At 59.1% G+C, this 26741-nt stretch carries 29 protein-coding genes and 1 pseudogene; 5 read left to right on the top strand and 25 right to left on the bottom strand.

Annotated features, from left to right (window positions below; genetic code table 11):
* A pseudogene (locus B2P82_RS11105) lies at positions 1–419 on the top strand (argininosuccinate synthase); the annotation flags it as partial.
* A 9-nt stretch (positions 420–428) separates the two neighbouring features.
* Here B2P82_RS11105 and B2P82_RS11100 read toward each other — a convergent pair.
* The 3 genes from B2P82_RS11100 to B2P82_RS11090 are packed head-to-tail and all read right to left on the bottom strand — an operon-like array spanning position 429 to position 1360.
* The gene (locus B2P82_RS11100) at positions 429–827 is read right to left on the bottom strand and encodes a hypothetical protein (protein WP_290497056.1); all 399 of its coding nucleotides are present in this window, start codon (positions 825–827) and stop codon (positions 429–431) included.
* Positions 824–1036 (bottom strand): hypothetical protein, encoded by a 213-nt coding sequence (locus B2P82_RS11095; protein ID WP_290497055.1) that lies wholly within the window; start codon positions 1034–1036, stop codon positions 824–826. The genes B2P82_RS11100 and B2P82_RS11095 overlap by 4 nt, the downstream gene beginning before the upstream one ends.
* Positions 1037–1360 carry a trypco2 family protein gene (locus B2P82_RS11090; protein WP_290497054.1) on the bottom strand — a complete coding sequence of 108 codons (324 nt, stop codon included), beginning with the start codon at positions 1358–1360 and terminating at the stop codon, positions 1037–1039.
* A gap of 343 nt (positions 1361–1703) precedes the next feature.
* Here B2P82_RS11090 and B2P82_RS11085 point away from each other — a divergent pair, with 343 nt between their 5' ends.
* The 3 genes from B2P82_RS11085 (at position 1704) to B2P82_RS11075 (ending at position 4346) form a co-directional block, all read left to right on the top strand.
* Entirely contained in the window at positions 1704–2198 is a 495-nt protein-coding gene (locus tag B2P82_RS11085; protein ID WP_290497053.1) for a GNAT family N-acetyltransferase, read from the top strand.
* A gap of 351 nt (positions 2199–2549) precedes the next feature.
* Positions 2550–3104 carry a hypothetical protein gene (locus B2P82_RS11080; RefSeq protein WP_290497052.1) on the top strand — a complete coding sequence of 185 codons (555 nt, stop codon included), beginning with the start codon at positions 2550–2552 and terminating at the stop codon, positions 3102–3104.
* Positions 3105–3152: 48 nt separating this feature from the next.
* Entirely contained in the window at positions 3153–4346 is a 1194-nt protein-coding gene (locus B2P82_RS11075; protein ID WP_290497051.1) for a BaiN/RdsA family NAD(P)/FAD-dependent oxidoreductase, read from the top strand.
* Here the strand turns inward: B2P82_RS11075 and B2P82_RS11070 are convergent, their stop codons facing one another.
* From B2P82_RS11070 to miaB, 20 genes are all read right to left on the bottom strand, one after another.
* On the bottom strand, positions 4347–5309 hold the full coding sequence (locus B2P82_RS11070) for an ATP-grasp domain-containing protein (RefSeq protein WP_290497050.1): 963 nt from the start codon (positions 5307–5309) through the stop codon (positions 4347–4349).
* A 24-nt stretch (positions 5310–5333) separates the two neighbouring features.
* Positions 5334–6812, bottom strand: a complete 1479-nt coding sequence (locus B2P82_RS11065) for an oligosaccharide flippase family protein (protein ID WP_290497049.1) — start codon at positions 6810–6812, stop codon at positions 5334–5336.
* A gap of 1 nt (position 6813) precedes the next feature.
* The gene (locus tag B2P82_RS11060) at positions 6814–7809 is read right to left on the bottom strand and encodes an aKG-HExxH-type peptide beta-hydroxylase (RefSeq protein ID WP_290497048.1); all 996 of its coding nucleotides are present in this window, start codon (positions 7807–7809) and stop codon (positions 6814–6816) included.
* An 83-nt stretch (positions 7810–7892) separates the two neighbouring features.
* The gene (locus B2P82_RS11055) at positions 7893–8024 is read right to left on the bottom strand and encodes a hypothetical protein (RefSeq protein WP_255342031.1); all 132 of its coding nucleotides are present in this window, start codon (positions 8022–8024) and stop codon (positions 7893–7895) included.
* Positions 8025–8257: 233 nt separating this feature from the next.
* Positions 8258–9199, bottom strand: coding sequence for a tRNA pseudouridine(55) synthase TruB (truB, locus tag B2P82_RS11050; protein WP_034817408.1), 942 nt, complete (start codon positions 9197–9199; stop codon positions 8258–8260).
* A 136-nt stretch (positions 9200–9335) separates the two neighbouring features.
* On the bottom strand, positions 9336–9983 hold the full coding sequence (locus B2P82_RS11045) for a hypothetical protein (RefSeq protein ID WP_206991873.1): 648 nt from the start codon (positions 9981–9983) through the stop codon (positions 9336–9338).
* A 91-nt stretch (positions 9984–10074) separates the two neighbouring features.
* Positions 10075–10479: a 30S ribosome-binding factor RbfA gene (rbfA, locus tag B2P82_RS11040; protein ID WP_206991872.1), complete on the bottom strand. Its 405-nt coding sequence runs from the start codon at positions 10477–10479 to the stop codon at positions 10075–10077.
* The gene (locus B2P82_RS11035) at positions 10479–11006 is read right to left on the bottom strand and encodes a YcxB family protein (protein WP_290497047.1); all 528 of its coding nucleotides are present in this window, start codon (positions 11004–11006) and stop codon (positions 10479–10481) included. Before B2P82_RS11035 ends, rbfA begins: the two co-directional genes overlap by 1 nt.
* An 11-nt stretch (positions 11007–11017) precedes the next feature.
* Complete coding sequence (infB, locus tag B2P82_RS11030; protein ID WP_206991870.1) at positions 11018–13573, bottom strand: translation initiation factor IF-2; 2556 nt, start codon at positions 13571–13573, stop codon at positions 11018–11020.
* A gap of 60 nt (positions 13574–13633) precedes the next feature.
* Positions 13634–14311 (bottom strand): RNA-binding protein, encoded by a 678-nt coding sequence (locus B2P82_RS11025; protein ID WP_290497046.1) that lies wholly within the window; start codon positions 14309–14311, stop codon positions 13634–13636.
* Complete coding sequence (gene nusA / locus B2P82_RS11020) at positions 14283–16052, bottom strand: transcription termination factor NusA (RefSeq protein WP_206991869.1); 1770 nt, start codon at positions 16050–16052, stop codon at positions 14283–14285. The genes B2P82_RS11025 and nusA overlap by 29 nt, the downstream gene beginning before the upstream one ends.
* Positions 16049–16648 (bottom strand): ribosome maturation factor RimP, encoded by a 600-nt coding sequence (gene rimP / locus B2P82_RS11015; RefSeq protein WP_034817397.1) that lies wholly within the window; start codon positions 16646–16648, stop codon positions 16049–16051. Before rimP ends, nusA begins: the two co-directional genes overlap by 4 nt.
* A 192-nt stretch (positions 16649–16840) precedes the next feature.
* Positions 16841–17050 carry a cold-shock protein gene (locus B2P82_RS11010; RefSeq protein WP_034817395.1) on the bottom strand — a complete coding sequence of 70 codons (210 nt, stop codon included), beginning with the start codon at positions 17048–17050 and terminating at the stop codon, positions 16841–16843.
* Positions 17051–17235: 185 nt separating this feature from the next.
* A complete protein-coding gene (gene trmB, locus B2P82_RS11005; protein ID WP_290497045.1) occupies positions 17236–17934 on the bottom strand; it encodes a tRNA (guanosine(46)-N7)-methyltransferase TrmB in 699 nt (232 codons plus the stop codon).
* Positions 17935–17967: 33 nt separating this feature from the next.
* Complete coding sequence (locus B2P82_RS11000) at positions 17968–18393, bottom strand: helix-turn-helix domain-containing protein (RefSeq protein ID WP_206991866.1); 426 nt, start codon at positions 18391–18393, stop codon at positions 17968–17970.
* 36 nt (positions 18394–18429) lie between these two features.
* Entirely contained in the window at positions 18430–20073 is a 1644-nt protein-coding gene (gene lnt, locus B2P82_RS10995) for an apolipoprotein N-acyltransferase (protein ID WP_290497044.1), read from the bottom strand.
* Positions 20074–20076: 3 nt separating this feature from the next.
* Positions 20077–20940, bottom strand: coding sequence for a transporter associated domain-containing protein (locus B2P82_RS10990; RefSeq protein ID WP_290497043.1), 864 nt, complete (start codon positions 20938–20940; stop codon positions 20077–20079).
* Between the two features lie 13 nt (positions 20941–20953).
* Positions 20954–21403, bottom strand: coding sequence for an rRNA maturation RNase YbeY (ybeY, locus tag B2P82_RS10985; protein WP_034817476.1), 450 nt, complete (start codon positions 21401–21403; stop codon positions 20954–20956).
* 11 nt (positions 21404–21414) lie between these two features.
* Positions 21415–22392 carry a PhoH family protein gene (locus tag B2P82_RS10980; protein ID WP_290497042.1) on the bottom strand — a complete coding sequence of 326 codons (978 nt, stop codon included), beginning with the start codon at positions 22390–22392 and terminating at the stop codon, positions 21415–21417.
* A gap of 2 nt (positions 22393–22394) precedes the next feature.
* Positions 22395–23771, bottom strand: coding sequence for a tRNA (N6-isopentenyl adenosine(37)-C2)-methylthiotransferase MiaB (miaB, locus tag B2P82_RS10975; protein ID WP_290497041.1), 1377 nt, complete (start codon positions 23769–23771; stop codon positions 22395–22397).
* Positions 23772–23927: 156 nt separating this feature from the next.
* Between miaB and B2P82_RS10970 the strand changes: the two genes are divergently transcribed.
* Positions 23928–25652 carry an alanine/glycine:cation symporter family protein gene (locus B2P82_RS10970; protein WP_290480365.1) on the top strand — a complete coding sequence of 575 codons (1725 nt, stop codon included), beginning with the start codon at positions 23928–23930 and terminating at the stop codon, positions 25650–25652.
* Between the two features lie 151 nt (positions 25653–25803).
* Here the strand turns inward: B2P82_RS10970 and B2P82_RS10965 are convergent, their stop codons facing one another.
* Positions 25804–26277: a VOC family protein gene (locus B2P82_RS10965; RefSeq protein WP_290480364.1), complete on the bottom strand. Its 474-nt coding sequence runs from the start codon at positions 26275–26277 to the stop codon at positions 25804–25806.
* Positions 26274–26732 (bottom strand): hypothetical protein, encoded by a 459-nt coding sequence (locus B2P82_RS10960; RefSeq protein WP_290497040.1) that lies wholly within the window; start codon positions 26730–26732, stop codon positions 26274–26276. Before B2P82_RS10960 ends, B2P82_RS10965 begins: the two co-directional genes overlap by 4 nt.
* Positions 26733–26741 lie beyond the last annotated feature (9 nt).

Below are 26741 nucleotides of genomic sequence, written 5' to 3'. Positions count from 1 at the left end.
GCATGAAGTCCCGCGGCATCTATGAGACGCCCGGCGGCACCATCCTGCTGACGGCGCATCGCGGCATCGAACAGGCCACGCTCGACAAGGGCGCGGCCCATCTGAAAGACGAACTGATGCCGCGCTATGCAGAGCTGATCTATAATGGCTTCTGGTGGAGCCCGGAGCGCGAAATGCTGCAGGCCGCCATCGACCATTCCCAGCGCTGGGTGACGGGCGAAGTGACGCTGAAACTCTACAAGGGCCAGGCCTACCTGACCGGCCGCTCCAGCCCCTATTCTCTGTACCGGGAAGACATCGTCACCTTCGAAGACGACCACGGCGCCTATGACCAGAAAGACGCCGAAGGCTTCATCAAGTTGAACGCACTGCGCTTGCGCCTTCTGGCGGGACGGGACCGGAAGTTTGGGAAGAATTGATCAAAAGCGTTACTTGTGAAGCCAACCGTCATCATCAAACCCCACGTCAAGCACTTGTAGAAATGCCGTCCGCCCGAGCAATGGCGGAACACCGGGATTTGATAGCACTTTATCCAAAATCGTCTTTTTTCCCTCAATGACCACTTCAACATCGTAGAAGACTTCGAATATTACATTGCAGAGCGATGCATCCAATACAGTGGTCTTATCGTCCGGAATATCAATTCCAATGTCTTCCAATATCTCTTTTGGAAGCTGCATATAATCAGCTCCGGAATCAACAATACAAAAAGCTGAAATGCTTCCATTTGGACCGACAATTTCGACCTCAGAATAGGGCCTGTTGGAGAACCCACCAGGTTGCGTACCCCAATCATAGTCACCACGAAACGCTATCGTGCGAGTCACTGCAGTACTCCCTTCACCACAAAGGCAAGTACTGGTTTCGATTCATATTCTTGATGCCTATCGCGCAGTGTATTGAGCACAACACCCAACACAGGATTAGCGGAAACGATTTGCTCACCAGCGATCGCCACCCACTGTCTATCAAACTCAGTTACAAACCTTTCATCCGAAAGCAGTAAGTACCTCAAATGGTCTCCTGACCGGCTCATTCACCCCTCCTTTTTCCGCTTGTGGGCTGGACCATCCTTTTCAGCTCCGCCTCGACTTGTGAGTTGCACCGCCTTGCTCGACGTAGGCTCAAATCTGAGGATTATTTTACTCACCTTTTCTCCCGCTACACTTGTTCCCGCATCCAGCAACCAAAATTTCAAGCCCGCTTTGCCTTCAGCTTTGGCCGTAACTGCAAGTTCTATTTCACAATTTGAGAGTTGAATTATGGGGTCGAAACCGCTTTTTTTGGAAGTTGCAGCCGCGTGCCGAATGCCTTGAGTAAGCGATGTAATAATTTCAGAAATTTCAATTCCGTCAGCCATAGAGACCACCTTTCTTTCGCTTTTTATACCTCTATATGGGATAATTTTCAATTTTAAATTGGCTCACGCTTCCTCCCAATTATTCGTCTGCGGAGCAACTTGGAAGCACACCTTCTCCGCATCGCGGAACTTGCCACCCCTCCCTGCCATCCTTTCCCCACAGCCAAACGGAAGGGAGACCGATAGCGAATAACCGGGCGGATGAGCGCCTGCTGGCGGTGCACTGAAAATCGGGTTGCCCTTTTCGCACTCCGCCGTTCATCCTTCGACTTCGCTCAGGATGAGTTCGGTGTTTGCGGCAACGGTAGTTGCCAATCCCCGGCCTATGCGCCAAATCCCCACCATGCCCATCCGCCCCTACACTCCCACAGACCTCCCTGCCCTCTACGCGATCAACCAAGCCTCGACGCCCGGTGTGGGGCATGAGGCTTCGGCTGAGGGCCTGAAGCGCTGGATTGATCTCGCCACCTGCCTCGTCGCGACAGATGCGGACGGCGCGCCGCTCGGCTTCATCACGCTGATCGAGCCCGGCACGCTGGCCTATGAGAGCGCCAATCTCCGCTGGTTCGAGGCGTGGCAGGCGGAGCAAGACTGCGACCTGCTCTATGTTGACCGGATCGCTATATCAAAGGCCGCGCGCGGACAGGGCCTCGGCCAGCGCCTCTATGCAGCCGCCTTCGACCTCGCCCGCGGTCGCCAATGGCTCGGCGCGGAAGTGAACACAGACCCGGACAATCCGGGCTCGCACAGATTCCACGCCCGTATGGGCTTCGTCCGTGTTGGCGAGAAACGCTACACGCCGGACTATGCCGTCGCCTATTATGCAAGGCCGGTCTGAGGCACGTCCCTTCCTGTCATCCCCGCCTCTCCGGCGCATGCCGGAGTCTCGCGCGGCTGGCTCAGCTTAGTTTCTGCAGGCGACCCCGGCATGCGCCGGGGATACGGTCTTTGTGAGCGAGAGGTTGCTCTTCGAGGGAGCACAAATCGCACGGCGATTTACCCGAGAAGGCCCAAGCGCAAACGCAGGGCTTGTGCTTGACCATGAGAGACCCGGATGGCCCGCGCCAGTTCGCCTTGCGCATGGGCCGTGACTTCTCGCGTCCCACTATTCCACTCACGCCAAACTTGACACAGGTCTCTTGATCATTCACTTTGCTTTTCAAAGTATTCTGCAAAAAGGAAACTTGTCATGGTCCGCACGCTCTCCCTCACCGCGGCGACCTTCGCCCTCGCCCTTGGTGCACTGGCGCAAGAGGCCGCCGCCCCTGCCCATCCGCTCACCCCATTCTATGGCACATGGGTGGGCACGGCGAGCGGCTATGACGAGGCCAGGCAGCCCTATACTGTCACACAGACAGAGCGTGTCGGTCTCATGCTGGACGGCGTGATCGCGGTGATCGAAGGGCGCGGCTATCGCGACGACGGCTCACTGGCCTTCAACGCCTTCGCTGTCGTGTCCTGTTCCGAAGACGCCGAGGCGTGCGACATGAACAGCTATCTGCCCGATCGAACCGGGTCTTTCAAACTGGTGCCAACCGAGACCGGGTTCATTTGGACCATCCCTGCTGGCCCGGAGGCCGAAGTCAAATATGTCGCGACCCTGGACGGTGATGTCTGGACCGAGATCGGCCACTACCATCCAGCCAGCGGAGACCCGATGGAAATATTCCGCATGGAAGTCACACGTACGGGCGATACAGACTGGCCCGCTGGCGGTGCTGTTCTCCCTCCGGCGACAGAGTAGACAGTTGCCTGCCTAGCCCGCGCAGTCCAAACCCGCTAAAGCCCGCGCATGCCAAATGCGCCGACATCCTATGAAACGATTGTCCTGGGCGCGGGCGCGGCGGGCCTGTTCCATGCGGGCCTTGCCGGTCAACGCGGACGGCGTGTATTGGTGCTAGACCATGCAAAACGCCCCGCCGACAAGGTACGCATCTCCGGCGGCGGACGCTGCAACTTCACCAATCTCGAAACGCGCGCCGACCGCTTTCTCAGCCAGAACCCGCATTTCGCGAAATCGGCGCTGGCCCGCTACACGGCCTGGGATTTCATTTCCCTCATGGCCGCCCACGGCCTGACCTATACCGAAAAGCACAAGGGCCAGCTTTTCTGTGACCAGAAATCCGGCGCCATCATCCAGATGCTGCTGGACGAATGCGACAAGGGCGACGCGGAGATCCGCCTCTCCACAGAAGTTTCCGGCGTGACCCATACGGATGGACGGTTCACGGTCGAGACCAGCAGCGGCGCGGCCAGCGCAGAGCGGCTCATCGTGGCCACAGGCGGGCTTTCCATTCCCAAAATGGGCGCGACCGGCCTTGCCTATGACATCGCCCGCCAGTTCGGGCATGACATCGTGGAAACGCGGCCCGGCCTTGTCCCCTTCACCTTTTCGGGCGAACTCGGCGAGAAATTCGCCTCGATCTCCGGCGTCGCTACCCCCGTGCTCGCCAGCGTCCCCGGCGCGCGCTTTGATGAAGACCTGCTCTTCACCCATCGCGGCCTCTCGGGCCCTGCAGCGCTCCAAACCTCCTCTTACTGGCATCAGGGCGACCCCCTGTCGCTCAGCCTTCTGACGAAGGCAGATCTGGGCGATGCCCTGCGCGCCGCCAAGCAGGCTGCGCCGAAACAGACGCTCGCCAAGGCATTGGAAGCCCACTTCCCTGCCCGCCTCGCCGACCTGATCGCAGATCTCGGCCCGATCGCACAAGATGCCCGGCTGGCCGACCTCTCCCACGTCGCCATCGACGAATTCGCAGCCTTCCTCAAGGATTGGCGCGTGACCCCAATGGGCACGGAAGGCTATCGCACCGCCGAAGTCACCGTGGGCGGCATCGCCACTGACGGCCTGGACCAGAAGACGATGGAAAGCCGCCATGTTCCGGGCCTGCATTTCATTGGAGAATGCGTGGACGTTACTGGCTGGCTGGGTGGCTATAATTTCCAATGGGCCTGGGCCAGTGCACACGCCGCCGCAATACTGTGATCAAGGAGTCCAGCGCGGCCGTGTCAAATAGCCATCGCGCTTGCGCTGGGAGACCAGGTCTGGATGGTCCATCAAGATGGGATCACCACCTGTTTCCGTATCAATGGCCCGCATCGCCTCGGCCAGACGCTGATGGAACAAGGCGTCTGTCTCAACCCGCAAGGGGAATGGATGGTCCAGAATCAGGGAATTGTTCGGGTTCGTATTGATCTCGTAGACCTCGACCTTTCCTTTCACCAGTGTGAAATCCGCCCGTCCGAAGGAAATGCCTGCTGCCTTGAAATGCCCGGCAATCCCCGCAGCATGGCGGTTTTCCTTCACCGCCTGCATCTCGTCGAGATAGTGCGCCTCACTCGCCACACCTTCCTTGCCATACTTGGCGTGCCAGTTTTCATCGTGGACGGACATTCCGGTTATGACTTCATCGCCCACACAATACGCGGCAAGCTTGCGGAACAAGCCATCCTCAATAGGCTCGGCGCAATATTCCACAAACATCAGATCTGACAGGCAAAGCCCCGTTCTGACGAGTTCGTCGAGCGCAGACCGAGCCTCTTCCGGCGTCGTCAGCAATTCGGTCTGCGTACCGCGATGCGCCGCGCGTGTGCGCAGGAATACCGGATACCGATCCGGCAAGCCATCCATCTCCGCGTCCCATACCGAAAAGCTGTTCAGGCCTTCGCCTTGGAGTTTCTTGAGCATTGGCAACCGAGTGCGCGCGCTGGCCGGATCATTCAGCGCCCTTGCATTGTTGGCCGTGAGGTAGCGATAGGCTTTGGCGGCCAGTTCGCGCGTCCAAAAATCAATGCGGTCAAAATCGGTGAAGACGTAGGTGGCGCGAGGCAAGGACTTCTTGCGAAGCAATTGGTTGTACGACATCAGATCGATCTTCGGCATGCCGGGAACGTCGCGCAGCTCGCGCACAGCGTATTTGTGCGATCCGGATGTGATAAAGCAGATCAATTATTCGTCCCCGTCTGTCAGATTTCAGATCGCGTCTTCGACGCTGTCATGATGGTTTCGGAACCAGGTCATCCCCTCCCGGATTTCCCTGACTTGCCGCGCTCCAATCAAAAACATGAGCGCACCATAGGCCACAATACCAGTCGCAACCATTGCAACAATGATGGCGACATCGAACCATTCACTCGGCAGGAATTTCTGGACTGTCCACACCGCGCCGACCATGCCGATCGCGCTGAGCAGTGCCTGCCAGCCAACGGTCAGCTGGTGCAGCGCCGAGTAGCCTGCGGCTCGCTGCACCAGCAAGGCCGAGAGCGGCCATGTGAGAAAAGTTCGCAGGGCGATCAGGGCCGCAATACCGACAACACCATATGGCATCAGGAACGGCGCCATTGCGCCCAAGAGGACGATACCTATCGAAAGGATCAACAGAGGAGACTTGCTGTCGCCTACACCCCTCAGGATCGCAATATTGAAATTGCCTGTGGCGTCCCGGATCCCCAGAACAAGAAAAATCTGTATCGGCAACACCGCCGCCACCCATTCATCCCCCACGACAAGCGGCACAAGCAAAGGTGCCACCATTGCAAGGCCCAGGGTCGCCGGATAGATGGCTGCTGTCGTCATGGCGAATACACGGTCCAGCAGATCATGCACCGTCTTGCGACTGGACTGCAGACGCGCCACCACGTTCATCGCGATCTCATTGAATGGTCCCATCAACAGTTCCGTCAGCATGCCGGAAACATTGCCAGCCATCGCCAACAGGCCGACCGCGCGTTCGCCGCCGATCATGCTGAGCAGGAAGCGCGGAATGGCATCATCAATATAGCCGAGCAGATAGGTCAGTACGGTATCGCGATTGAACGCAAACAATTCTCGAAAGGCGTCCCGGCTCACGGCAAATCCGGGTCGCCACTTCGCGGCATAGATGATGCCCGCTGCCGAGATCACCGTGCCAACCGCCATACTGAGGACAAGCGCCCAAACGCCGAAGCCGAGAATTGCCAACACAAGTGCCGCGCCGGTTGAGACCACTTCCGAAACCGTCTCGATCAAAACCACTTTATCATTTTCCAGACGCCGCTGGAGCAGTGCTCCAGGCACCCCCTCAACGCTACCCAATACCATGAGCAGGCTGAGCGCAGGCAGGACATCCGCTACGGCGGGAGCGCCGATCAGGTTGGCGAGAGGTTTTGCCAGCAAGGCGATGATGATGGAAAACAGAACCGTCAGACCTGAATTCAACCAGAAGGTCGTATCCAGGTGTGCATCACTGAGGTCTTCTCGTTGCTGCAGGCTTTCGGTCAAAGGCGGGCCGACAAAGATGCCCACCAGGCCAAATATCAGACTGGCGAGCGCCATGATGCCATACGGCTCCGGTCCCAGAATGCGCGCCATGATCGCGAAGCTGACAAGGCCGAAGATCGCCGAACCCCAGGAATGCGCGAACATCCATACAAGGTTGCGCATGGCCCGGCGTATGATGAAGGAGGCCGTCATGTCAGACGGAAATCGGCAACTTGCCTGACCCATCCATGAAATCAGTCATCGCCTGCAGCACGCTCTTGCCCGTCTCGGTCAAACGTCCCTCGCGCCGGACAATGTCTGCAGAGTCCCGCTGGATGGCTTCGGCTTCCTTCAGGATTTTCCTGAGTCGGCGGCGCTCGAACCAACCGAATTCATCGCCAGTCAGCATGTGCTTCAACACCCAAATCATCCGGGCAGATACAAATGATGCGTGAAAAATACCTTCCAGCGGGCGTTCGGTTCGGCGGATGGGCGACCAGAACAATTCTGAATCCGGATTTTCCACAAGCATTTCATTCTTGCAGGCACCGAACAGGGCCGCATGGCCTTCCTCGTGCGCCAGTGTGACAATCAGATCGGCCACAGACGCCTTACGCTCTGCATTCAGGGCAATTGCACCCCAGAGGCGGAAACAGGTGCCGCCTTCAAACTCGAGCGAGCCTTCCGCCGGCCCCACCAGGACCAACTCCCCCAGCAGTGCATTCATCTCATCGTGCAACTCGGGCAGGTTGTGCTCTATCCAGCCAATTGCCTCTTCCAGCTTCGCGGAGAAGCGGTCGGCTTGCGACGGGTCTGGCCGAGTTACGCCTGCAGCGCCCGTTTCGGGAGCGCCCATGAAAGTTTGAATTCGGCGACTGTCAGCGTCTGTATAGTCACGTCCCAGAACAGTGATCTTCGTGCTCCGCGCCACGGGATGTTCCGTTAGAATGCGCTGAATAAGCGCCACACCTGTGTCGGTCTCACCGGCTTGGAGAGCTTCCACAGCGTCGTAGTAGGTTCCGAATACCGCTGATGATACGCGCTGAGCTGGTCCGATTTTCTCGCGCCAGGCTTCAAATGCAGCGGGCAGTGTCGGCGCTTTGTCGCTCAGTTCGCCTGCCAGATATCGAAGGCTGTCATACAGGCCATCATGCATGGCCTGATTGGTCGTGATGGCGTCGCTGGAGTTCGGAATGAAGCGGAACGGCATTTTCAACGAATCTCCCGGCATACGCTGTTTAAGTATGTGCACCGCCTCGCGAGAGGCGGTGCACGTTCGCTAGCGCTGGTATACTACCAAAACTTGAAGAATTTTCTTCCGCCGCGCCGGCGTTTGTTGCGACCTCCCTTGCAGCCGACCATCGTGTCGTTTTTCGCGTCACGAAGGTTGCTGAAGCCGAGGAGCATATCTTTCTTGAGATTCATAAGAGTACTCCCTTGTTTCCCGCCGTCATTGACGGGACTACGCATCTTGCAGATTCCGTGCAACTTTCCAGCAGAATCTCGCTAGGCGCGAAAAAGTTAATGAATCAAATAGCCACATTAATGGATGTACATCTGCATGTGACGAATCTCACGAATTCCCGCAGGAATGGGCCCCGTCTCCGCGCTGAGAGAGACCTGACACAGTTCTTGGAAAACTCGTAAAACGCCTGAAATTATGACGTAAATACGCGACTTGGCTCGAAACGCCCGGCGCGGACATCCCCCAAGGCCACAGCTTTTCCGTCGCAAACGGCGATCGCTGCCCGGTCGTCTGGATCGTCAGACGTTTCTTCCTTCCATCGCTCAATTATGTGCGGCAATAGAACAATCGTCCGTCCGTGGCGGATGTTTCCTGCTTCCTCGCGTGTGATGTCCACACTTGGCACATTCTCGAGCATGGCATGGATCGGCTGAAGAAACCCCATCAGGGTTTCCATATCCTCAGCTTCCTCAATCATTGCCAGCGGGATCGCCGCAGGGGCGCCGAACTGGCCGACACGTGTGCGCCGCAACTGACTGATATGGCCTTCGCATTCGAGATCAAATGCCAGGTCCCGTGCCATGGCGCGGACATAGAATCCCTTGCCCGACGTGACATGGATCACGGTATGGTCTGCGTCCGGCATACCAATCACACTGGCCGTGAACACGTCGACTTCGCGCGAGGTAAGTTCGAACTCCTCCCCTTCCCGTGCGAGGTCATAGGCCCGCTGGCCATCTACCTTGATCGCAGAGAATTTCGGCGGCACCTGCTCAATGGTCCCCAGGTAGCCTTTCAGAAGTTCTTCCACCTGTTCCCGCGTTGGTCGCGCTTCGGATGTGGCGGTCACTTCGCCTTCGGCATCCTGACTTTCCGTCGAGATGCCCCAGCGAATGGTGAAGACATATTCCTTCTGGGCATCCATCGCCCACTGCACCGTCTTGGTCGCCTCGCCGAAAGCAATTGGCAGGATACCGTCGGCCAGCGGGTCCAGTGTCCCGCCATGGCCAACTTTTTGAGCATTATACTTCCGCTTCAGGATCGCGACGGCCTGAGTTGATGTGATATCGACAGGTTTGAACAGGTTGAGCCACCCGTTGATCGGGTCGCCTTTGCGCTTTCTTTGACGGGCCAAGTTTCAGAACTCTCTGGTTGCGCCAGCACGCGGTTCGAACGCGGGCGGCGGTGTGTCGGAAAAGGATTAAGGCGCGGCCATACGCAGCCCGCTCATGTGCGTCAAGCCAGTGCGGCCAGCCCTGCGACAATGGAGGTCAGGAAGCGTCGCGGACGATCTCGGGATCATGATCGAACAAGACCTCGGTTTCGGTCTCGGAGGGTCCAGCCGGAACGACTGGCTCTCTTGGCGACGCAATCGTCTTTTGTGGCTCGGTCGGCAAGCTAAGGTCCACAAGATCCAGATCGAGATCAAACTCGCCGCGGATGGCACGCTCACCGGAATCCATCTTGTGACGGACAACGTCCCGAATACGCATCAACACGTCACGATTATTGTCCACCAGCGGGATCTGCCGCCCATCCGATGCGCCGATCACGAGCCGGTAATAAGGCTGGCGCGTCTTCATGCGACGCGCGATCAACGCCGCGCGAATGCCAAGGATAAACCCCAGCAACGTCAGCACGCCGCCCACCAACAGCGCGACCATGCTGGAGCCGTTCCCCGGAAACAGGCCGCCCCAGGCGAGCGCCATCAGACCGAAGAACAGATTGATTACGAAGAAGGACGCATAAAGGCTCTGGGTTCGCTTGTTCGCGGGCGTCTCCCATGGCGCAAACTCCTTCGACTCCACGGACATGGTGGCTATGCATTGGATGGCGATCGTGTCTTCGCCCATCTGAAGCGACGCCGCAGAAATCTCTCCCCGGCGAGCCCCTTCCATGTCGAGCGTCTGGCGATCCATCCGTGCGGGCCCCTGATTGCGATCAATCAACGCTCGCAATCTGGTGCAGGCGAGTCAACTTACAACCTGTCCAGAGACAGCTGACCAGGTGCTATTCCTGGTCTAGATCGCGTCTCACGCGAGGATCTGCCAGCAAGCGGTCAATCGCGGTCGCCTCATCATAGGATTTGTCGGCAATGAAATGGAGCTGTGGCGTGAATTTCAGTTCGATTTCCCGGCCAAGTTTTCCTCTCAGGAAACTCGCCGCGCGGTTCAGGGCTTCCGCAAGTTTGGTACGCCCCTCTTCGCTGTCATTGCCCAGCGGTGATACAAAAATGTTTGCATGGCGCAGGTCGGGAGAGCAGCGCACTTCGCCGACTGTCACAATGACGCCGACAAGGTCCGGGTCGCGAAAGTCTTCTCGGGCAAGAATGTCCGAGATCGCATGACGCACAAGTTCGCCTGCGCGCAACTGGCGCTGGCTCGGAAGCCCCGGAGAGGATGATTTGCGTGCCATCAGACACCTGCTTTCTGTTTGAGGCGCTCCACGAAATTGCGGCGCGCCTGCTTGTCCTTGTTGAACCATTCGTCGGGAATGATCAGCGCATCTGCGCCTTGTATTTGTACCGATGTGAACCCGCGACTGGATTTGACGGCTGCAACGCTGGCCCAGTCAATTCGGGTTTCGATACCGCCTCGTCGGACTTTCAGATATGCGTCCATCACACTGATTTCGGTTTCCAGAGCCGAGGCTCCAAACACATCAACCGGAGACCGGTATGACCAGCGAATGAAAATGAGATACCATGAAATCCCGGCAAACGCGGCGACAAGCGCCGACAGGAACCATTGCCAATAAGGGCTGAGGCCGGCCATTTCGGTCGCATTGCGCATCATGACCGACATGCTGGCCGATATGATGGGTGCCGTCACGCCCGCATAATATATTGCGGTCGGCCCGACTGCGCCTCGCCTTGAAAGACGGATCAGGCGCTTCTGGTCTTTTTCACCCAGAAGGCCGGAGATGTGATCAGGCGCAATCATCCGTTCCTGGCTTATTCAAGCGACCTTGCGATTTCCTCAACCTGGAAGCACTCGATCTTGTCGCCGACACGCATGTCGTCGTAACGCTCGAACGCCATACCGCACTCCATGCCGGAGCTGACCTCGGTTACTTCATCCTTGAAGCGCTTCAGTGTTTTCAGCTTGCCTTCATGGATGACAACGTCATCGCGCAGCAGGCGAACACCACAACCGCGAAGAACCTTGCCTTCGGACACACGGCAACCGGCAACCTTGCCGACTTTGGTGATGTTGAAGACTTCCAGAATTTCGGCATAACCGATGAAGGTCTCGCGCTTCTCTGGGGCCAACATGCCCGACAGCGTGGATTTCACATCGTCGATCAGGTCGTAGATCACGGAATAATAGCGGATCTCGACGCCTTCTTTCTCTGCGAGGTCACGTGCCTGCTTGTTTGCACGCACATTGAACGCAAAGATCGGAGCTTCGGAGGACTGGGCGAGCAGAACATCGCTTTCGGAAATACCGCCGACCGCCCCGTGAATAACCCGTGCACGAACTTCGTCGGTCGAAATCTTGTCCAGAGACTGACTGATCGCTTCGACGGAACCCTGGACGTCACCTTTGACGACCACCGGCAGTTCCGACGTCTCGACAGACCCGTCCTTCAACTTGCTGAGCAGCTGATCGAGCGATGCCCGCGCGGCTGCGCCAGCCTTGCCGGAGACCTGCCGCTTCTGGCGAACACGATACTCGGTGACTTCACGGGCACGCGCTTCGGTATCGACCACAACGAACTGGTCACCCGGATCTGGCGCGCCATCCAGGCCGAGCACTTCGACAGGAAGCGACGGACCGGCATCTTTCAATTGCTGGCCACGCTCGTCGACGAGCGCACGGACCTTGCCCCACTGAGCGCCGGCAACAACAATGTCGCCCCGCTTGAGCGTGCCGCGCTTGACCAGAACCGTCGCGACCGGGCCGCGACCCTTGTCGAGTTGGCTTTCGATCACGGTACCGTCCGCAGGACGGGCCGGATTGGCCTTCAATTCCAGAAGTTCAGCCTGGAGCGTGATGGCGTCCGTCAGTTCGTCCAGTCCGGCGCCGGTCAGCGCGGATACTTTCACGGCCTGGGTCGAACCACCCATGCTTTCAACCTGCACATCATGCTGAAGCAAATCGGTCAGCACCTTGTCGGCATTCGCATCCGGAAGGTCGCTCTTGTTGACGGCGACGATGATCGGAACGCCAGCAGCCTTCGCATGATTGATGGATTCAATCGTCTGCGGCATCACCGAGTCATCGGCTGCGACCACAAGAATTGCGATATCGGTTGCGGTCGCGCCGCGGGCACGCATCGCCGTGAAGGCTGCGTGGCCCGGCGTATCCAGGAAGGTGATCTTGTCACCGGATTTCAGCTTCACCTGATAGGCACCGATATGCTGCGTAATGCCGCCAGCTTCGCCTGCCACAACATCTGTCTTGCGCAAGGCATCCAGAAGCGACGTCTTGCCGTGATCGACATGGCCCATGATCGTCACGATCGGCGCGCGCGGCTTCAGGTCTTTCGCATCATCCTCGCCGCCTTCCAGGCCGATCTCGACATCGGCTTCAGACACGCGTTTCACGGTGTGGCCGAATTCCTCGGCGATCAGTTCAGCCGTATCGGCATCGATAATGTCGTTCCCGCGGAGCATTTCACCCTGCTGGATCATGAACTTCACAACGTCACCGACGCGTTCGTTCATGCGTTGGGCAAGGTCCTGCAACGTGATGGTCTCTGGCAGGGTGACCTCGACGGACATCTTTTCGCGCTGGTCATTACCGCCTGTACGGCGCTCACGTTCACGCTCCCGGGCGCGGCGCAGCGAGGCAAGCGAGCGTTGACGATCAGCGTCATCACCGAGCGCAGAAGAAATCGTCAACTTGCCACGGCGACGTTCGCCGCCACCACCGCCACCGCGTGAACTGCGGTTCTGTGAGTCGCGGCTGGCACGATCACGGTCATCACGACCGGACTTGCCGCGCTTGGCACGTGCCGGGCTGTCATCAACGGGTGGGGTCGCCGCTGGCGCGGCTGCATCCGTCTTCCCTCGAGCCTTGGGCGCGCGATCCGCACGTTCCTTCGCGGCGGCTTCCTCGACCTTGCGGGCTTCTTCCTCAGCCTTGCGGCGAGCTTCAGCCTCTTCGCGTTCTTTTACTTCCTGGATCTTCTTTTCCTGCTCCGAGCGCAAGCGATCCTGAGCAGCCTTTTGGGTCTGCTCTTCCTTGGCGCGGCTGGCCTCTTCCTGTTTGCGCTCATACAGCGCTTTCTGGCGGGCTTTCAGCTCATTGACCGTGATACCAAGCTTCTTGGCGGTCGCGACGAGGCGGGCTTCGAGGGAGTCTGAAGCCGCTTTCGAAGCATCACCACCTGGCGCAGCAGCCGAACCGCTCGGTCCTACAGACCGGCGCTTCTTGGTTTCAACAACCACCTGCTTGGAGCGGCCGTGACTGAAGCTCTGCTTCACCGTGCCGGATGACTTCCGTGCAACAGTGAGCGGCTTGCGTCCGCCCGTATTACCACCAGTGTCTTTCGTATCGCTCATACGTTCTTCATACCACGTTTCTTACCGATCCGCGCCCATGCGCCTCGGCCTTGTTTTCCGCTACCGATCCTGATCCGGGAACCAGTCCAGTTCGGGCCTTGCTCGAAATCCGGCTAGCCGCTGATAAGCAAGCTCTGTCGCCTTCGCAATTGGACCCTTGCGGACGAGACCGTGTATCACACGCTCACGTCCAAAAGCCACGCCCAATTCCTCTGAACTGAGCGCACCGGCCATTTTCACGTTGCTATATAATGCTTTGGCGAGGAAATACACCTTTGAACGGCCATCTTCTGCACCATCAGCGGCTTCCAGAAGCAAGCCAGGCCGCTTCTTCTGCAACGCATCTCGCACCTGGTCGAAGCCAAGCACGATATCCCCTGCTTTCTTCCCCATGCCCAGCAGGCCGGTCAGCCTCTGCAACAGTAAAGTCTCTACAGTGCCAGAAAGTCCTTCCGGGACAATGACCTGTTGCTTGAAGCCGCGCGCAAAGGCGCCCTTCTTCACGGCCGTTTCCAACGTCTCACGGTCCGAATGGACCCAGACGCCCCGGCCAGGCAACTTGCCTGAAATATCCGGGGTCACGACATTGTCTGGCGACAGCGCAAATCGCACCATCGCATCCTGCGGAAGCTTTTCCCGGGTTACGGCGCATTGCCGGACGGGGCTTTCCCCGTCCGCAACACGACCTTCAGTAGCGGTTACCCGCGCTTCACTCTTGCGGTGCGGCCTCTTCATCATCACCGCCCTCCGCTGCCAGGGCATCGAGATCAAACTCGAGCTCTTCAAGAGCTTCGTCCACCGCATCCGGTGATGGGTTGTTACCGAGTTCACCAAGTGCCAGGAGCGCACGCTCCTCCTCGGTAAGTTCAGGGGCTTCTTCTTCGGCTTTCTCGGCCAGCATCTGCTCAATGGCGTCCGGCTCGATCCACCCTGCGGCAACCCGTGCGCGCATGATGAACATCTGCGCGTCATCCTTGCGCATCTCGCCCTTCTTCAGAACACCTTCGACCCAGACCGGCTTGCCGTCAGGGCCGGGCTCACGCCAACCGGTGATGTCGTCCGGCACAAGACCCGCCACATCATCCAGCGTCTGAACACCCTCTTCGCCGAGGCGGACCGCGAAGGAAGGCGTCATGCCTTCCAATTCCATCACAGGGTCCTCAACACCGAGTTCCTTGCGCTTGGCATCATTCTCAGCGGCAAGACGGTCAAGGAATTCCCGGGCGCGCTCCTGAAGCTCTTCCGCCACGTCAGCGTCAAAGCCCTCAATCGTGATGAAGTCTTCCGGCGCAACATAGGCGATCTCTTCGACCGTCTCGAAGCCTTCGGACGCCAGCAGCTGGGCCAGCGTTTCGTCGGCATCAAGCGCCTTCATGAAGAGGTCGGTACGTTCCTGGAACTCGCGCTGGTAACGCTCGGAATCGGCGCTCTCGGTCACGAGGTCGATCTGCCAGCCGGTCAGCTGGGAGGCGAGGCGCACATTCTGGCCCCGACGGCCAATGGCCAGCGGGAACTGATCATCAGCCACCACGACTTCAACGCGGCGCTCTTCTTCGTCCAGCACCACTTTCGACACTTCGGCCGGCTGCAGGGCGTTCACGATGAAGGTCGCATCGTCATAGTTCCAGGGAATGATGTCGATCTTCTCACCCGACAGTTCGCCGACCACAGCCTGCACACGCGCACCGCGCATACCGACACAGGCCCCGACCGGGTCGATGGAGGAATCATTGGAGATCACGCCGATCTTGGCGCGGCTGCCCGCATCGCGCGAGCAGGCCTTGATCTCGATCACGCCCTCATAAACTTCCGGCACTTCCTGAGCGAACAGCTTGACCATGAAGTCAGGCGCAGAGCGGGACAGGAAGATTTGCGGACCCTTGGTCTCGCGGCTCACCTTGTAGAGATAGGCGCGGACACGGTCATTGGTCTGGAAGTTCTCGCGCGGGATACCGTCATTGCGACGGATAATGCCTTCGGCGCGGCCGAGGTCCACGATGACATGGCCATATTCGACGCGCTTGACGACACCGGAGATGACTTCGCCGACACGGTCCTTGTACTCATTGTACTGGCGCTCGCGCTCGGCATCGCGAACCTTCTGCATGATGACCTGTTTGGCCGTCTGGGCAGCAACACGGCCGAAATCGAAAGGCGGAAGCTCTTCCTTCAGCTCGTCACCTGCCACCAGGTTCTCATCAATCTTCTTGGCCTCGGACAGGCGCAGTTCCTTGGACTCGTCCTCGAACTCCTCGTCCGCCACAACGGTCTGGATGCGCCACAGCGTCTGCTCGCCTGTCACAGAATCGATCTTCGCACGAATGTCGTGCTCCTGGCCGTATTTCGCTTTTGCGGCCTTCTCGATTGCTTCCTGCATGGCCTCGATGACAATCGACTGATCAATTGCCTTCTCTTCGGCGACCGCTTTCGCGATCTGCAGGATTTCCAGCCTGTTGGCTGAAACGCCGATGGTGTTCATGTGACGTCTCCCGTCTCTTCGTTTGTATCGGTGTCTTCGTCCGTCTCGTCGATCTCCAGATCGCCAAGGTCGTCTTCGTCTGGCTGCGGCGGCAAGGTGCCAGCCGCGCGCGCTGCATCAATCAATTCGTCGGTCAGGATCAGGCTGGCGCGGCTCATCTCATGGACATGGGCAACGAGTTCAGTCTCGTCGTCCAGCTCGATATGCGCGCCATCCTCGTCCTCGCCCCGGATCACACCGGAAAACCGCCGACGGCCATCAATCGGCCGTGACAGTTCAATCTTCGCCGCATGGCCAATCCAGCGCCCGAAATCCCCTTCCCGCGTCAGGGGACGGTCGATGCCAGGCGTGGACACTTCCAGCGTGTAGGCCTCGCTGATCGGGTCAGCCTCATCCATCAGGGGCGCGATTGCGCGCGACAAGCTGGCGCAATCCTCGACATTGGTTGGGGCGCCGCCGGCGCGCTCTGCCATGATCTGCAGCTGTGGGCGCCGCCCGCCCTGCACGCGCAGGCGAACGATTTCCATGCCAAGCGACTCGGCCACGGGCGTGACGAGCGCGAGAATCTGGCGTTCCTGTTCGGTCAGGGCAATCATCGGAGAAAGGGACTATTCCGGTAAAGAAAAGCGGCGGCCCCGTTGCCGGAACCGCCGCCGATATGTTTCGACTTGGGAGTGCATATACTCCCTGCAGTGCGGCCTGTCGAGAGATGGGGTGCGGTAAGCATGGAAAAACGGCGGTCCCGTTGCCGGAACCGCCGCCTTGAACCCAGAAAGGGTAATTCGTGCTTACAGAACCTTCAGGTCCACAGCCGAGGTCTTGCCACGGCGTTCGTCCTTGAAGAGTTCGTAAGATACTGCCTGGTCTTCAGCCAGCGTACGCAGGCCGGAGCGCTCAACGGCCGAAATGTGTACAAAAACGTCCGCGCCGCCCTCATCAGGTTTGATGAAGCCAAAGCCCTTCTGGTCGTTGAACCATTTCACTTTGCCAGTTGCCATTACTTGTAGTCCTTTACGTTAGATAGAAGCGTCCCGGTTCGGATTTGAACCAGATCCACTTATCGAAACGGGTAGGAAGAAAGTCATGGCCGCCGGTCTGACGGGGTCTTGAAGTTTCAGACCGACCGAATTCGATGGCAATATAAACGCATGGGTGCGACAATCGGTCAAGTGAATGTCTTGTGTCAGCTGCGAACGAAGTCCAGCCAAACCGGGGCGCAATCGCCCAATTTCTTGCGCTCATAGCGCGTTGTGAGGTGATCTTCTGGCGGACGCCGCCAATCATCGGCACAGTTCACCCCCCAGTCGAATCCTCCATGTTCCAGAAACCGGGCAAGCGCTTCGTCAGCATAGCTCTTGACGTCAGTCGCGAACCGGATCTGCGCGCCGGGACGACAGATACGATACAGTTCATCCAGAAATTCCGGCTGGATCAGGCGGCGCTTTTGCTGCCGCTTTTTCGGCCACGGATCCGGGAAAAGGATAAAGGCGCGCGCAATGCTCTGATCCTTCAGCGCAGCCATAACCGGCCGCGCATCGTCCATGACGAGCCGAACATTGCCGAGGTCATGATCCTTGATACCCGTCAGCGCCTTGGCCATGCCCTCCACGAAGGGCTCACAGCCGATGAACCCAACTTCCGGGTGCAATCCGGCCTGACCAACAAGATGCTCCCCGCCCCCGAAGCCTATCTCCAGCCAGATGTCGCGATCATCCCCGAACATGTCTGACGGATTCAACGTGCCCGGATCCGCCGACGGGACTGCCAGCTCAGGCAGGAGATTGTCGATCAGGTCCTGCTGGCGTGCGGATAGCGCCCGCCCACCCGTTCGGCCAAACGTGCGCAATGGGCGTGATTTCAAGGAAGGGGTATCGTCGGTCATCGCGGCGTCTGATGCCTCAGTGATCGAAGGGGATCAATCCTCGTCCTGCTGCTTTCCGTCAAACGCGGTTGCAGCGGCCTGAATGGTTCCAAGCAGGGATTTGCGCAGCGACTGGTCTTCGATCTTCTGGAAGGCGGCAATCAGGTCCAGGATTTCCGACGTCATCACAGGCGCATGGATCGCGTCGCCGTCTTCAGCGACATACGCGGCATCATGATCAAGAAAGGTCTCTGCCCCGTCAAAGAAGTAGGTGATGGGGACACCCATGGCGGTGGACATCTCAAACAGGCGCCCCGCGGATACACGGTTCACACCCTTTTCGTATTTCTGGACCTGTTGAAAGGTCAGGCCGAGCAGCTCTCCCAGCTTTTCCTGGGTCAGTTTCAGCTCCTTGCGCCGCCACCGGATGCGCTGGCCGACGACGCGATCAATACCGCTGGGTAGCTTGTTGTCGGCCATGTCCCCCCCTGTTTCTGTATGTCGCCTGTACTTTTTCTATCTTCGCCACGTAAGGAAGGCCAGTCCGACGAACAGGAACAGGGACAGCCAGAACAGGATTAGGCCAATCCGGGTCTGGAACAGGGTAACAGGCTCGGGCAATGGAAGTCGTCCACGGCCAAAGCTGGTATTCCACCCACTCGGGGCGTCTGCGACCGGCGCCGCACGCAGCACTTCCCTGCCCAAACCATCGACAATGGCCGACGCCCCCCGGCTGGCAACACGTGCCATGGGCAAGCCTGTCTCGATCGATCGATACCGGTTTTGCGCATAGTGCTGGGCCGGGCCCATGCCACCCCCAAACCAGGCATCGTTCGAAATCAGGACCAGCCAGTCCGCCCGCGCCCCCAAATTGGCGTTTCGCGGGATCGACGGATAGAGCCCCTCATAGCAGATCATCGCGACGAAAGGCGGAATGTCATCGGCATAGATGACTGCCGGGCCAAGGCCGGGCCGGAACCCGTCACTGGCCATGCGCTGTATTGCGCCCGGCAAGATGCCGGACATGGCCTGCCCGAACGGAATGATGCGCGTGGCCGGCAGCTCTCCAAAAGGCACCAGGCGATGTTTGTCATACAGCGCCACAGGGCCGGAGCGGATCGCATTCTCATCGATCACGGTCAGGCTGTTATAATAATCGCGCATGTCCTTGCCGGTGATCTCGTACCGGGTTGTGCCAGCGATCAGCTTGCGGGGGCCAAGATACGCGCCCACAGCGTCGAGGGCGTTCGCATCCTGCAACAAGGTGGTCGGCAACGCCCCTTCCGGCCAGAGGACAATATCGCCCGCCTCCCCTTCCTGCGTCGACAGCATGCGCAAATATTCGATCAGGATCGGATCGGGACCGATCTCCCATTTCTCGCTTTGGGGCACACCCGAATCCATCAGCACGACAAACTGATCTGACTGGGCCGAGGGCTGGGCAATGCGTTGGGCGCCCCAGGTCCAGCCGAGCGCGATCAGGATCGCGGCGGCAAAGGACGGCGCCATACGCACCGCCAATTGGCGGGACTCTCGCGTGTCCACAAGCGCGGCCGGCGCCGACATGATGAACACCGTCAACAGCGTCAGCCAGTAGACCCCTCCAATTGACGCCGTCTGGGACAAGGCGCCGCCCGGAATCCAGGTCGTACCGGGCAAGTTCCACGGAAACCCGCCGAACAGATGACCGCGCACGAACTCGGCGAGTGCAAAGAATAGCGCGAAAATGAAAATGCGTGAGGGTGAGGAAGACCAGAATGCGCCCGCCATCGCGCCGAACACGCCCCAGATGATCGCCATCCCACCCGGCAACAGGATCAGCGGCATCCACAGGAAAATGGCGTGCTTTTCCGGCTCAACCAGGAAGGGCGCCGCCGTCCAATGCATGCTGATCAGGAAAAATCCGACGCCAAAAGCCCAACTGCGCAGGAAGATTGCCTTGCCCCATTTACGGTGACTGCGGGCACCATCCAGCATCCAGATCAGACCGGTGAATGAAATCACCAGGACCACGCTGAAATGAAACGGCGCAAATGCAACCGCCGAAAAAGCGCCCAGCAACAAGCTGGTGATCACTGCCGGCCAGCCGGTCAGGCGGGCGAAGGCTTCATGCAGGGGCCCAAGCGCTGTGAACCCGTGGCTTCGCACCGGATGAGTCATGACTTACTCCTGATGTGCAGGGGCAGGCATTTCCGGGGTGCGAAGGCGAACGCGGCGAATACGCCGGGCGTCGGCTTCCATGATTTCGATCTCGACACCGGTCGGGTGCTCCAGCACTTCTCCGCGCACAGGAACTTTTCCGGCCAGCGCGAAGGCGACCCCGCCAAGCGTGTCGAAATCCGTGTCGTTGTCCTCAAGTGCGAGGTCAATGCCCGTTTCCTCTGCAAAGTCGTCAATCTCCGTGCGGGCGTCCGCCTCCCAGATTCTCTGGCTCCGGCGCACGAACATGGCTTCTTCATCATCGTGTTCGTCTTCGATGTCACCGACGATTTCTTCGACAAGGTCTTCCAGGCTGACCAACCCATCCGTACCGCCATACTCGTCCACGACCAACGCCAGATGAATACGGGTCGACTGCATTTTCACAAGCAAATCGGTCAACTTCATGGATGGCGGCACATAGAGCACTTCGCGGTGCAGCTTTTCCAGCGGCCGCTTCATGGGCTCCTCGCCCTTGGCCAGTTCGCTGACCACATCCTTCATGTGCACAAAGCCGATCGGATCATCGAGCGACTCCCTGAACACCGGCAGTCGTGAATGCGTGACCTCGGCGAAATATTTCAGAAGTTCCGGAAACTCGATCCCGACCTCTACGGCCTTGATCTCGGCGCGCGGGACCATGACGTCTTCCACACGCAAATCCTGGAATTCGGCAAGGCGCAGGCGCATCTCGTGCGGATTGTGCGGCGGCGTTTCCCCATTGGTGGCGGCGGACACCGATTCCACAGGGGCTGGCTTCCGGCGGAAACCGAAAAAGCTACGTAATCGGCCGCTTGGCGGCGCGTCAGAAGGGTCAGGGTCGCTCATGGCCTCAGGTGATTCAGTTCATCAAATATGGATTATCAATGCCCAGCGATGCAAGCGCCTTTATTTCGAGGCCCTCCATCGTCTCGGCATCATGGGTGATTTCATGGTCGTGCCCCAACAAGTGGAGATAGCCATGAATTAGAAGATGGGTCAGGTGATCGGCAAGCGACTTGCCTTGCGCTCTGGCATCAGCCTCGGCGACGCCAAAGGCCACCGCAATATCGCCCAGCAGGGGCCGGTCCATCGGATCGGCCGGGAATGAGAGCACATCCGTCGGCTTGTCCTTGGCCCGAAACTGCAGGTTCAGCGCCTGTAACGCGTCATTATCAGCCAATAGCAGGGACACGACACCCTTCGCTGGCTCAACAGTCGCGCCAGCCTTGAACGCCGTCTGGCACACAGCTTCCAGATCAGGAATTGCCGACCAGCGATCCTCTTCGATGATAAGATCAAGTTCGATCATGCGCGCGGCGATCAACCCTCTCCGTGGGCGGCGTAGGCATCAATGATGCGGCTGACCAGCCCGTGACGGACAACATCCGCCGCGGTGAGCGTGTGGACATTGACGCCTTCGACATCAGACAGGATTTGCAAGGCGTGCTTGAGGCCCGATGGCTGGCTGCCCGGCAAATCCACCTGGCCCGGATCGCCGGTAATCACCATGCGGCTGTCACGGCCCAGCCGCGTCAGCACCATCTTCATCTGCGGCACGGTTGTGTTCTGCGCTTCATCCACGATGACGAAGGCATTCTTCAGCGTACGTCCACGCATGAAGGCGAGCGGCGCAACTTCAATCTCGCCGCGCGCCATGCGGCGCTCCATCTGTTCCTGTCCCATCAGCTCGCGCAGCGAGTCCCAGATCGGCAGCATGTAAGGATCAACTTTTTCTTCCAGCGTCCCCGGCAGGAAGCCGAGCTTCTCACCAGCCTCGACAGCGGGCCGCGTCACGATCAGGCGCTGGCGCGTGCCGGACAGAAGTTCGGATACCCCCGCCGCGACCGCGAGAAAGGTCTTGCCGGTTCCGGCCGGACCGACCCCGAAGATCATCGCATTGTCAGGATTGGCCAGCAGGTCGATATAGCGTGACTGGCCACGCGTCTGCGGGGTGATCGGCTTCTTCAGCGAGCGGAAGGTTCCAAAGGTCTGCGACGGCGTCTGCGCAGCTTCCACAGCTCCATCGACATCCATGTCGGAAATTTCGGCGCCCGTGCGCAATCGGCGCTCGAGCTCTGCAAGCACCGCCTCGGCAATCGACACGCCCTCGGCCCTGCCGACAAGCAGGATGCCCCCGCCCTGACTTTCCGCCTTCAGGCCATAGTCGGCCAGACGTGTCTCCAAAAGCTGGAGGTGGCGGTGATGCGGTCCACAGATATCTCGCAGCCATTCCGCGTTGCGGACTTCGAAGATGCGACTGACAGGGGCTTCAGGCGAAGCGGACGGACGACGTTTCACGCTCAAAGCGCCACCTCATGTTCACGCACAAGATCGCCGGTGAGCGAACTCATTGTTGCGCCATTCACTTTCACATCGACAATCTGACCCGTCAGCTCTTCCGGTCCCTGAAAGTGAACGGATTGCATCCACGGAGACCGCCCATGCGCCTGCCCTTCAAGGCGTCCACGCCCTGTGACAAGCACGGGCACGGTCTGGCCGATCTTGGACTCGTTGAACTCGGTCTGCTGGTCACGGAGCAGTTTCTGCAAGGCTTGCAGGCGCACATCCTTCACGTCTTCCGGCACCTGACCGAACATCTCTGCCGCCGGCGTGCCTGGTCGCTGCGAATATTTGAATGAATAGGCCACCGCATAATTCACATCGCGCACGAGTTGCATGGTCGCTTCGAAGTCCTCGTCGCTCTCTCCCGGAAAGCCGACAATGAAATCTGAAGCTATGGCGATATCTGGCTGGGCCGCGCGCACTTTGCGAATGATCTCCCTGTACGCGTCTGCCGTGTGGCTACGGTTCATGGCCTTCAGGATACGGTCAGACCCCGACTGAACGGGCAAATGCAGGAAGGGTTGCATCTGTGGCGTGTCGCCATGTGCCGCGATCAGATCGTCTTCCATGTCGCGCGGATGGCTCGTCGTATAGCGGATACGTTCAATGCCGCCGATCTTCGCAATGTGGCGACAAAGCTGGCCCAGCGTCCAGTCGTCTCCCCCTTCAACGGCCGGCGCAGCGCCATGGAATGCGTTCACATTCTGGCCGAGCAAGGTGATCTCCCGCACGCCCTGCGCAGCCAGGTTACGTGCCTCCATCACGATGTCGTCCACCGAGCGGGAAAGCTCAGCGCCACGCGTATAGGGCACGACACAGAAAGTGCAGAACTTGTCGCAACCTTCCTGCACCGAGAGGAAGGCGGTCGGGCCATCCGCCTCACGGACTTTGGGCAGCGCGTCGAACTTTTCGAGCGTATCGAATTCGGTTTCCAGCCGGTCACCCACAGCGCGGCTGGCGCGTGCAATCATCTCCGGCAGCTTGTGATAGGCCTGCGGTCCCAGCACGAGGTCGACCAGCGGCTGGCGGCGCATGATCTCTTCGCCTTCGGCCTGCGCAACACAGCCAGCCACGGCGATTGTCATGTTGCGACCAGTCTTGCGCTTCATGCGCTTCAACTGGCCGAGTTCGGAATAGACTTTTTCGGTGGCCTTTTCACGAATATGGCACGTGTTCAGCACAACGAGGTCTGCCGCTTCCGGCGTATCAACCGGCGCATAGCCGAGCGGACGCAATACGTCCCGCATGCGCTCGGAATCATAGACATTCATCTGGCACCCATAGGTCTTGATGAAGAGACCCTTGGTGTTCTGTTTCGCCTCTGGTGTGGTCATGCGCGGGCTTATGCCTGAAAATGACTGTCGCTGCCAGAACCTTGTGCGCCTCGCCTGCAGCCGCAGCAAACGCGTCCCGATCCTGCGACAAAAGCTTCACAGCGCCGGAAAGCTAGCTAGGGTGCGGTCAAGCAATCAAAGGAGCCGGGGAGGCCCATGGATATCATTAAGCTTATCGAGAACGTCTCAGGATTCATCTGGGGAGGAACCTGGGGAGATACTGTCGTCATTCCGGGCCAGATCGGCCCGCTTGCCGTTGTCCTCCTGGGCACTGGCCTGTTCATGATGGTTCGACTGGGCGCGCGCCCGATTCTCCGGTTCGTGCCGGCGGTGGTCGAAGTCTGGCGAGGCCGCAAGGCACAAGGCGAAGACGGCGCCATCACACCTTGGCAGGCGCTCTCCACAGCCCTGTCCGGTCAGGTCGGCACGGGGAACCTCGCCGGTGTGGCCACGGCCATTACATTGGGCGGTCCCGGCGCGATCTTCTGGATGTGGGTGGTTGCCCTGTTCGGCATGGCGCTGGCCTTCTCGGAAAGCTCGCTGGCCATCAAGTATCGTGAGACCGACGAATATGGCCGCATCAATGGCGGTCCGATGTATTATATCAAGAATGGCCTCGGCAAAGGCTGGGGCTGGCTCGCCGTCATTTTCTGTCTCGGCACGCTGTTCTCCGCCATGGCAACCGGCTCGATGATCCAGGCCAATTCCATCACCGAAGCTGCGCTGGAAACCGGCTCCCATATGGGCGTCAGCATTCCGAACTGGAGCGTGGGCATTATCCTGTCTGTCCTGGTCTTCGCGGTCATTATCGGCGGCATCAAATCCATTGGCTCGTTCGCTGGCAAGGTCGTGCCGGTCATGGCTGGCCTCTATGTGCTGGTCGCCTTCATCGTGCTTGTGATCAATGCGGACAAGGTGCCGGGCGCCTTCATGCAGATCATCGGCACGGCGTTTGGCTGGAAAGAAGCTGCTGGCGGCGCGGCTGGCTACGGCGTCATGCAGGCGGTTCGTTACGGTATCGCCCGGGGCCTGTTCTCGAACGAAGCCGGTCAGGGTTCCGCCCCGATTGCCCATGCTGCCGCCCAGACCAAGAACCCGGTCATGCAGGGCGAAATCGCCATGATTGGCGTGTTCATCGACACGATCATCATCTGCACCATGACTGCGCTGGTCATCCTCACAGTTCAGGGCGACTTCAAGAAAAGCCCTGCCCTGATGGCGGCCAATGCCTGTTTTGATGCAGGCATTGAAATGCCGGTGAACCCGGGTGCGACTGACGGTGCCAAATACGGTGTGGGGGACCTGTTCCCTTCTGCTTACGAAGATGGCCGCGAAGCGAAGATCGCCGCAGTGGGACCGACAGCCCAGTCCTACCTCCTGGCCTGCCAGGCATCTGGTCAGGTTGAAGTCAATCAGCAAGCGCTCGACGCGTCCGGCAATCCGGAAGTTCTGATGGATGTGGACCATGCCTGGGAAACAGATGCGAACTCGGCTGCCGTCACCACGCGCGCCTATGCCGCCGCCATTCCGGTGGTGGGCCCGTGGATCGTGCCAGTCGCACTGTTCTTCTTCGCCTTCACCACCATCATTGGCTGGTCATACTATGGCGAGCAGGCCGTGACGTATCTGATCGGCGAATGGGCGACACACCCGTTCCGCTATATCTGGGTCGTGGTCGTATTCCTCGGCTCGGTTGCCGCGGCTGACTGGCTCTGGCTGCTGGGGGACATCGCAAATGCCTCAATGGCGTTCCCGAACCTGATCGCCATCCTTGCCCTGTCAGGCGTCGTCGCCGCCATGCACAAATCGAATGGCGATCCGGACAAGGGTCATCCTGTGCATGACTACCGAGAGGAGGAGCGCCATCCTGAAAAGGAATAGGCGCTGACCCTACCGAAATGAAAAGCCCCGCCCGGTTCAGACCAGGCGGGGCTTTTTCTGTCCGGGTGTATTTGGACACAAAGCCCATATATGCGGGCACTTTATGGACAGTTTATGGGCTGGTTTATGGACCAGCGCTTCGGGACGGGACCTACCAGGCGCCGATATTCTCTGCGCTCGCCCACGGCTCTTTCGGAGACAGCGGCTCGCCCTTTTGCAGCAATTCGACCGAGATGCCGTCTGGCGAACGAATAAATGCCATTCGGCCATCGCGCGGCGGCCGGTTGATGGTCACGCCAATTTTCTGCAGCCGTTCAACCGCGCCGTAAATGTCGTCGACCATATACGCCAGATGGCCGAAATTGCGGCCACCTGCATAGTCTTCGGGGTCCCAATTATAGGTCAGCTCCACCATCGGAATGTCGGTCTGGGTCGGGCTGACGCCGTCCGGCATGCCGCCCATACGCTCGACATCTTCCGGCGTGGCCAGAAAAACGAGCGTGAACCGCCCCGCTTCGCTGTCCATCCGGCTGACCTCTGTCAGGCCCAGGCCATCGCAGAAAAATTTCAGCGACGCGTCAATGTCACTGACGCGCACCATTGTGTGCAGATATTGAATGCTCATGACTGGCCTCCATTAAGGTCCCGAATGACATGTTTGAAACTAGGCGGCATCAGCGCGTAGTACCGCCGCATAGCGATGGCAAGCAGGCCGATCGATGCCAGCATGAAGGCGACGAAAACCGAAAATGTGTGAATTAGCGTCCCCGTTTCGAAAACAGGTGACTGGCCGCTCAGCCGCCAGATCATCCGCCAAACCTGATTGAAGCCGGCCACGAAAGGTGCCAGCAGAACAAAAACGATCGCAGCGCAGGCGAAGAAATAGGTCGCCGCGCGCGGGCCTTCACTGCGTAGATAGAGATCCGTGAACTCGGCAGCGCTGACATCTTCCGGCACTTCTCCGGCTGCCTTGCGCACCGCCAATACTTCCGGCGCGAAGTCCCGCGTCTGCTTCCAGCGCCAGGCAAGGTGAGCCCCCCAGGCGACAAGGCCAACGAGTATGATCAGGAAAAGTATCATGGGCGGTGC

It is taken from the genome of Hyphomonas sp. UBA4494 (assembly GCF_002388935.1).
Taxonomy (GTDB): Bacteria; Pseudomonadota; Alphaproteobacteria; order Caulobacterales; family Hyphomonadaceae; genus Hyphomonas.
The sequence above is the reverse complement of the archived record's forward strand: the minus strand, read 5'-3'. Positions and strand labels throughout refer to the sequence as shown.

Bases quoted from the DNA above. Each gene is read 5' to 3' on its own strand.
- B2P82_RS11095 (WP_290497055.1), bottom strand. From the start codon at position 1,036: ATGAGCCGGTCAGGAGACCATTTGAGGTACTTACTGCTTTCGGATGAA.
- B2P82_RS11090 (WP_290497054.1), bottom strand. From the start codon at position 1,360: ATGGCTGACGGAATTGAAATTTCTGAAATTATTACATCGCTTACTCAA.
- B2P82_RS11085 (WP_290497053.1), top strand. From the start codon at position 1,704: ATGCCCATCCGCCCCTACACTCCCACAGACCTCCCTGCCCTCTACGCG.
- B2P82_RS11080 (WP_290497052.1), top strand. From the start codon at position 2,550: ATGGTCCGCACGCTCTCCCTCACCGCGGCGACCTTCGCCCTCGCCCTT.
- B2P82_RS11075 (WP_290497051.1), top strand. From the start codon at position 3,153: ATGCCAAATGCGCCGACATCCTATGAAACGATTGTCCTGGGCGCGGGC.
- B2P82_RS11065 (WP_290497049.1), bottom strand. From the start codon at position 6,812: ATGACGGCCTCCTTCATCATACGCCGGGCCATGCGCAACCTTGTATGG.
- B2P82_RS11060 (WP_290497048.1), bottom strand. From the start codon at position 7,809: ATGCCGTTCCGCTTCATTCCGAACTCCAGCGACGCCATCACGACCAAT.
- B2P82_RS11055 (WP_255342031.1), bottom strand. From the start codon at position 8,024: ATGAATCTCAAGAAAGATATGCTCCTCGGCTTCAGCAACCTTCGTGAC.
- B2P82_RS11045 (WP_206991873.1), bottom strand. From the start codon at position 9,983: ATGGATCGCCAGACGCTCGACATGGAAGGGGCTCGCCGGGGAGAGATT.
- rbfA (WP_206991872.1), bottom strand. From the start codon at position 10,479: ATGGCACGCAAATCATCCTCTCCGGGGCTTCCGAGCCAGCGCCAGTTG.
- B2P82_RS11035 (WP_290497047.1), bottom strand. From the start codon at position 11,006: ATGATTGCGCCTGATCACATCTCCGGCCTTCTGGGTGAAAAAGACCAG.
- infB (WP_206991870.1), bottom strand. From the start codon at position 13,573: ATGAGCGATACGAAAGACACTGGTGGTAATACGGGCGGACGCAAGCCG.
- B2P82_RS11025 (WP_290497046.1), bottom strand. From the start codon at position 14,311: ATGATGAAGAGGCCGCACCGCAAGAGTGAAGCGCGGGTAACCGCTACT.
- nusA (WP_206991869.1), bottom strand. From the start codon at position 16,052: ATGAACACCATCGGCGTTTCAGCCAACAGGCTGGAAATCCTGCAGATC.
- rimP (WP_034817397.1), bottom strand. From the start codon at position 16,648: ATGATTGCCCTGACCGAACAGGAACGCCAGATTCTCGCGCTCGTCACG.
- B2P82_RS11010 (WP_034817395.1), bottom strand. From the start codon at position 17,050: ATGGCAACTGGCAAAGTGAAATGGTTCAACGACCAGAAGGGCTTTGGC.
- trmB (WP_290497045.1), bottom strand. From the start codon at position 17,934: ATGACCGACGATACCCCTTCCTTGAAATCACGCCCATTGCGCACGTTT.
- B2P82_RS11000 (WP_206991866.1), bottom strand. From the start codon at position 18,393: ATGGCCGACAACAAGCTACCCAGCGGTATTGATCGCGTCGTCGGCCAG.
- lnt (WP_290497044.1), bottom strand. From the start codon at position 20,073: ATGACTCATCCGGTGCGAAGCCACGGGTTCACAGCGCTTGGGCCCCTG.
- B2P82_RS10990 (WP_290497043.1), bottom strand. From the start codon at position 20,940: ATGAGCGACCCTGACCCTTCTGACGCGCCGCCAAGCGGCCGATTACGT.
- ybeY (WP_034817476.1), bottom strand. From the start codon at position 21,403: ATGATCGAACTTGATCTTATCATCGAAGAGGATCGCTGGTCGGCAATT.
- miaB (WP_290497041.1), bottom strand. From the start codon at position 23,771: ATGACCACACCAGAGGCGAAACAGAACACCAAGGGTCTCTTCATCAAG.
- B2P82_RS10970 (WP_290480365.1), top strand. From the start codon at position 23,928: ATGGATATCATTAAGCTTATCGAGAACGTCTCAGGATTCATCTGGGGA.
- B2P82_RS10965 (WP_290480364.1), bottom strand. From the start codon at position 26,277: ATGAGCATTCAATATCTGCACACAATGGTGCGCGTCAGTGACATTGAC.
- B2P82_RS10960 (WP_290497040.1), bottom strand. From the start codon at position 26,732: ATGATACTTTTCCTGATCATACTCGTTGGCCTTGTCGCCTGGGGGGCT.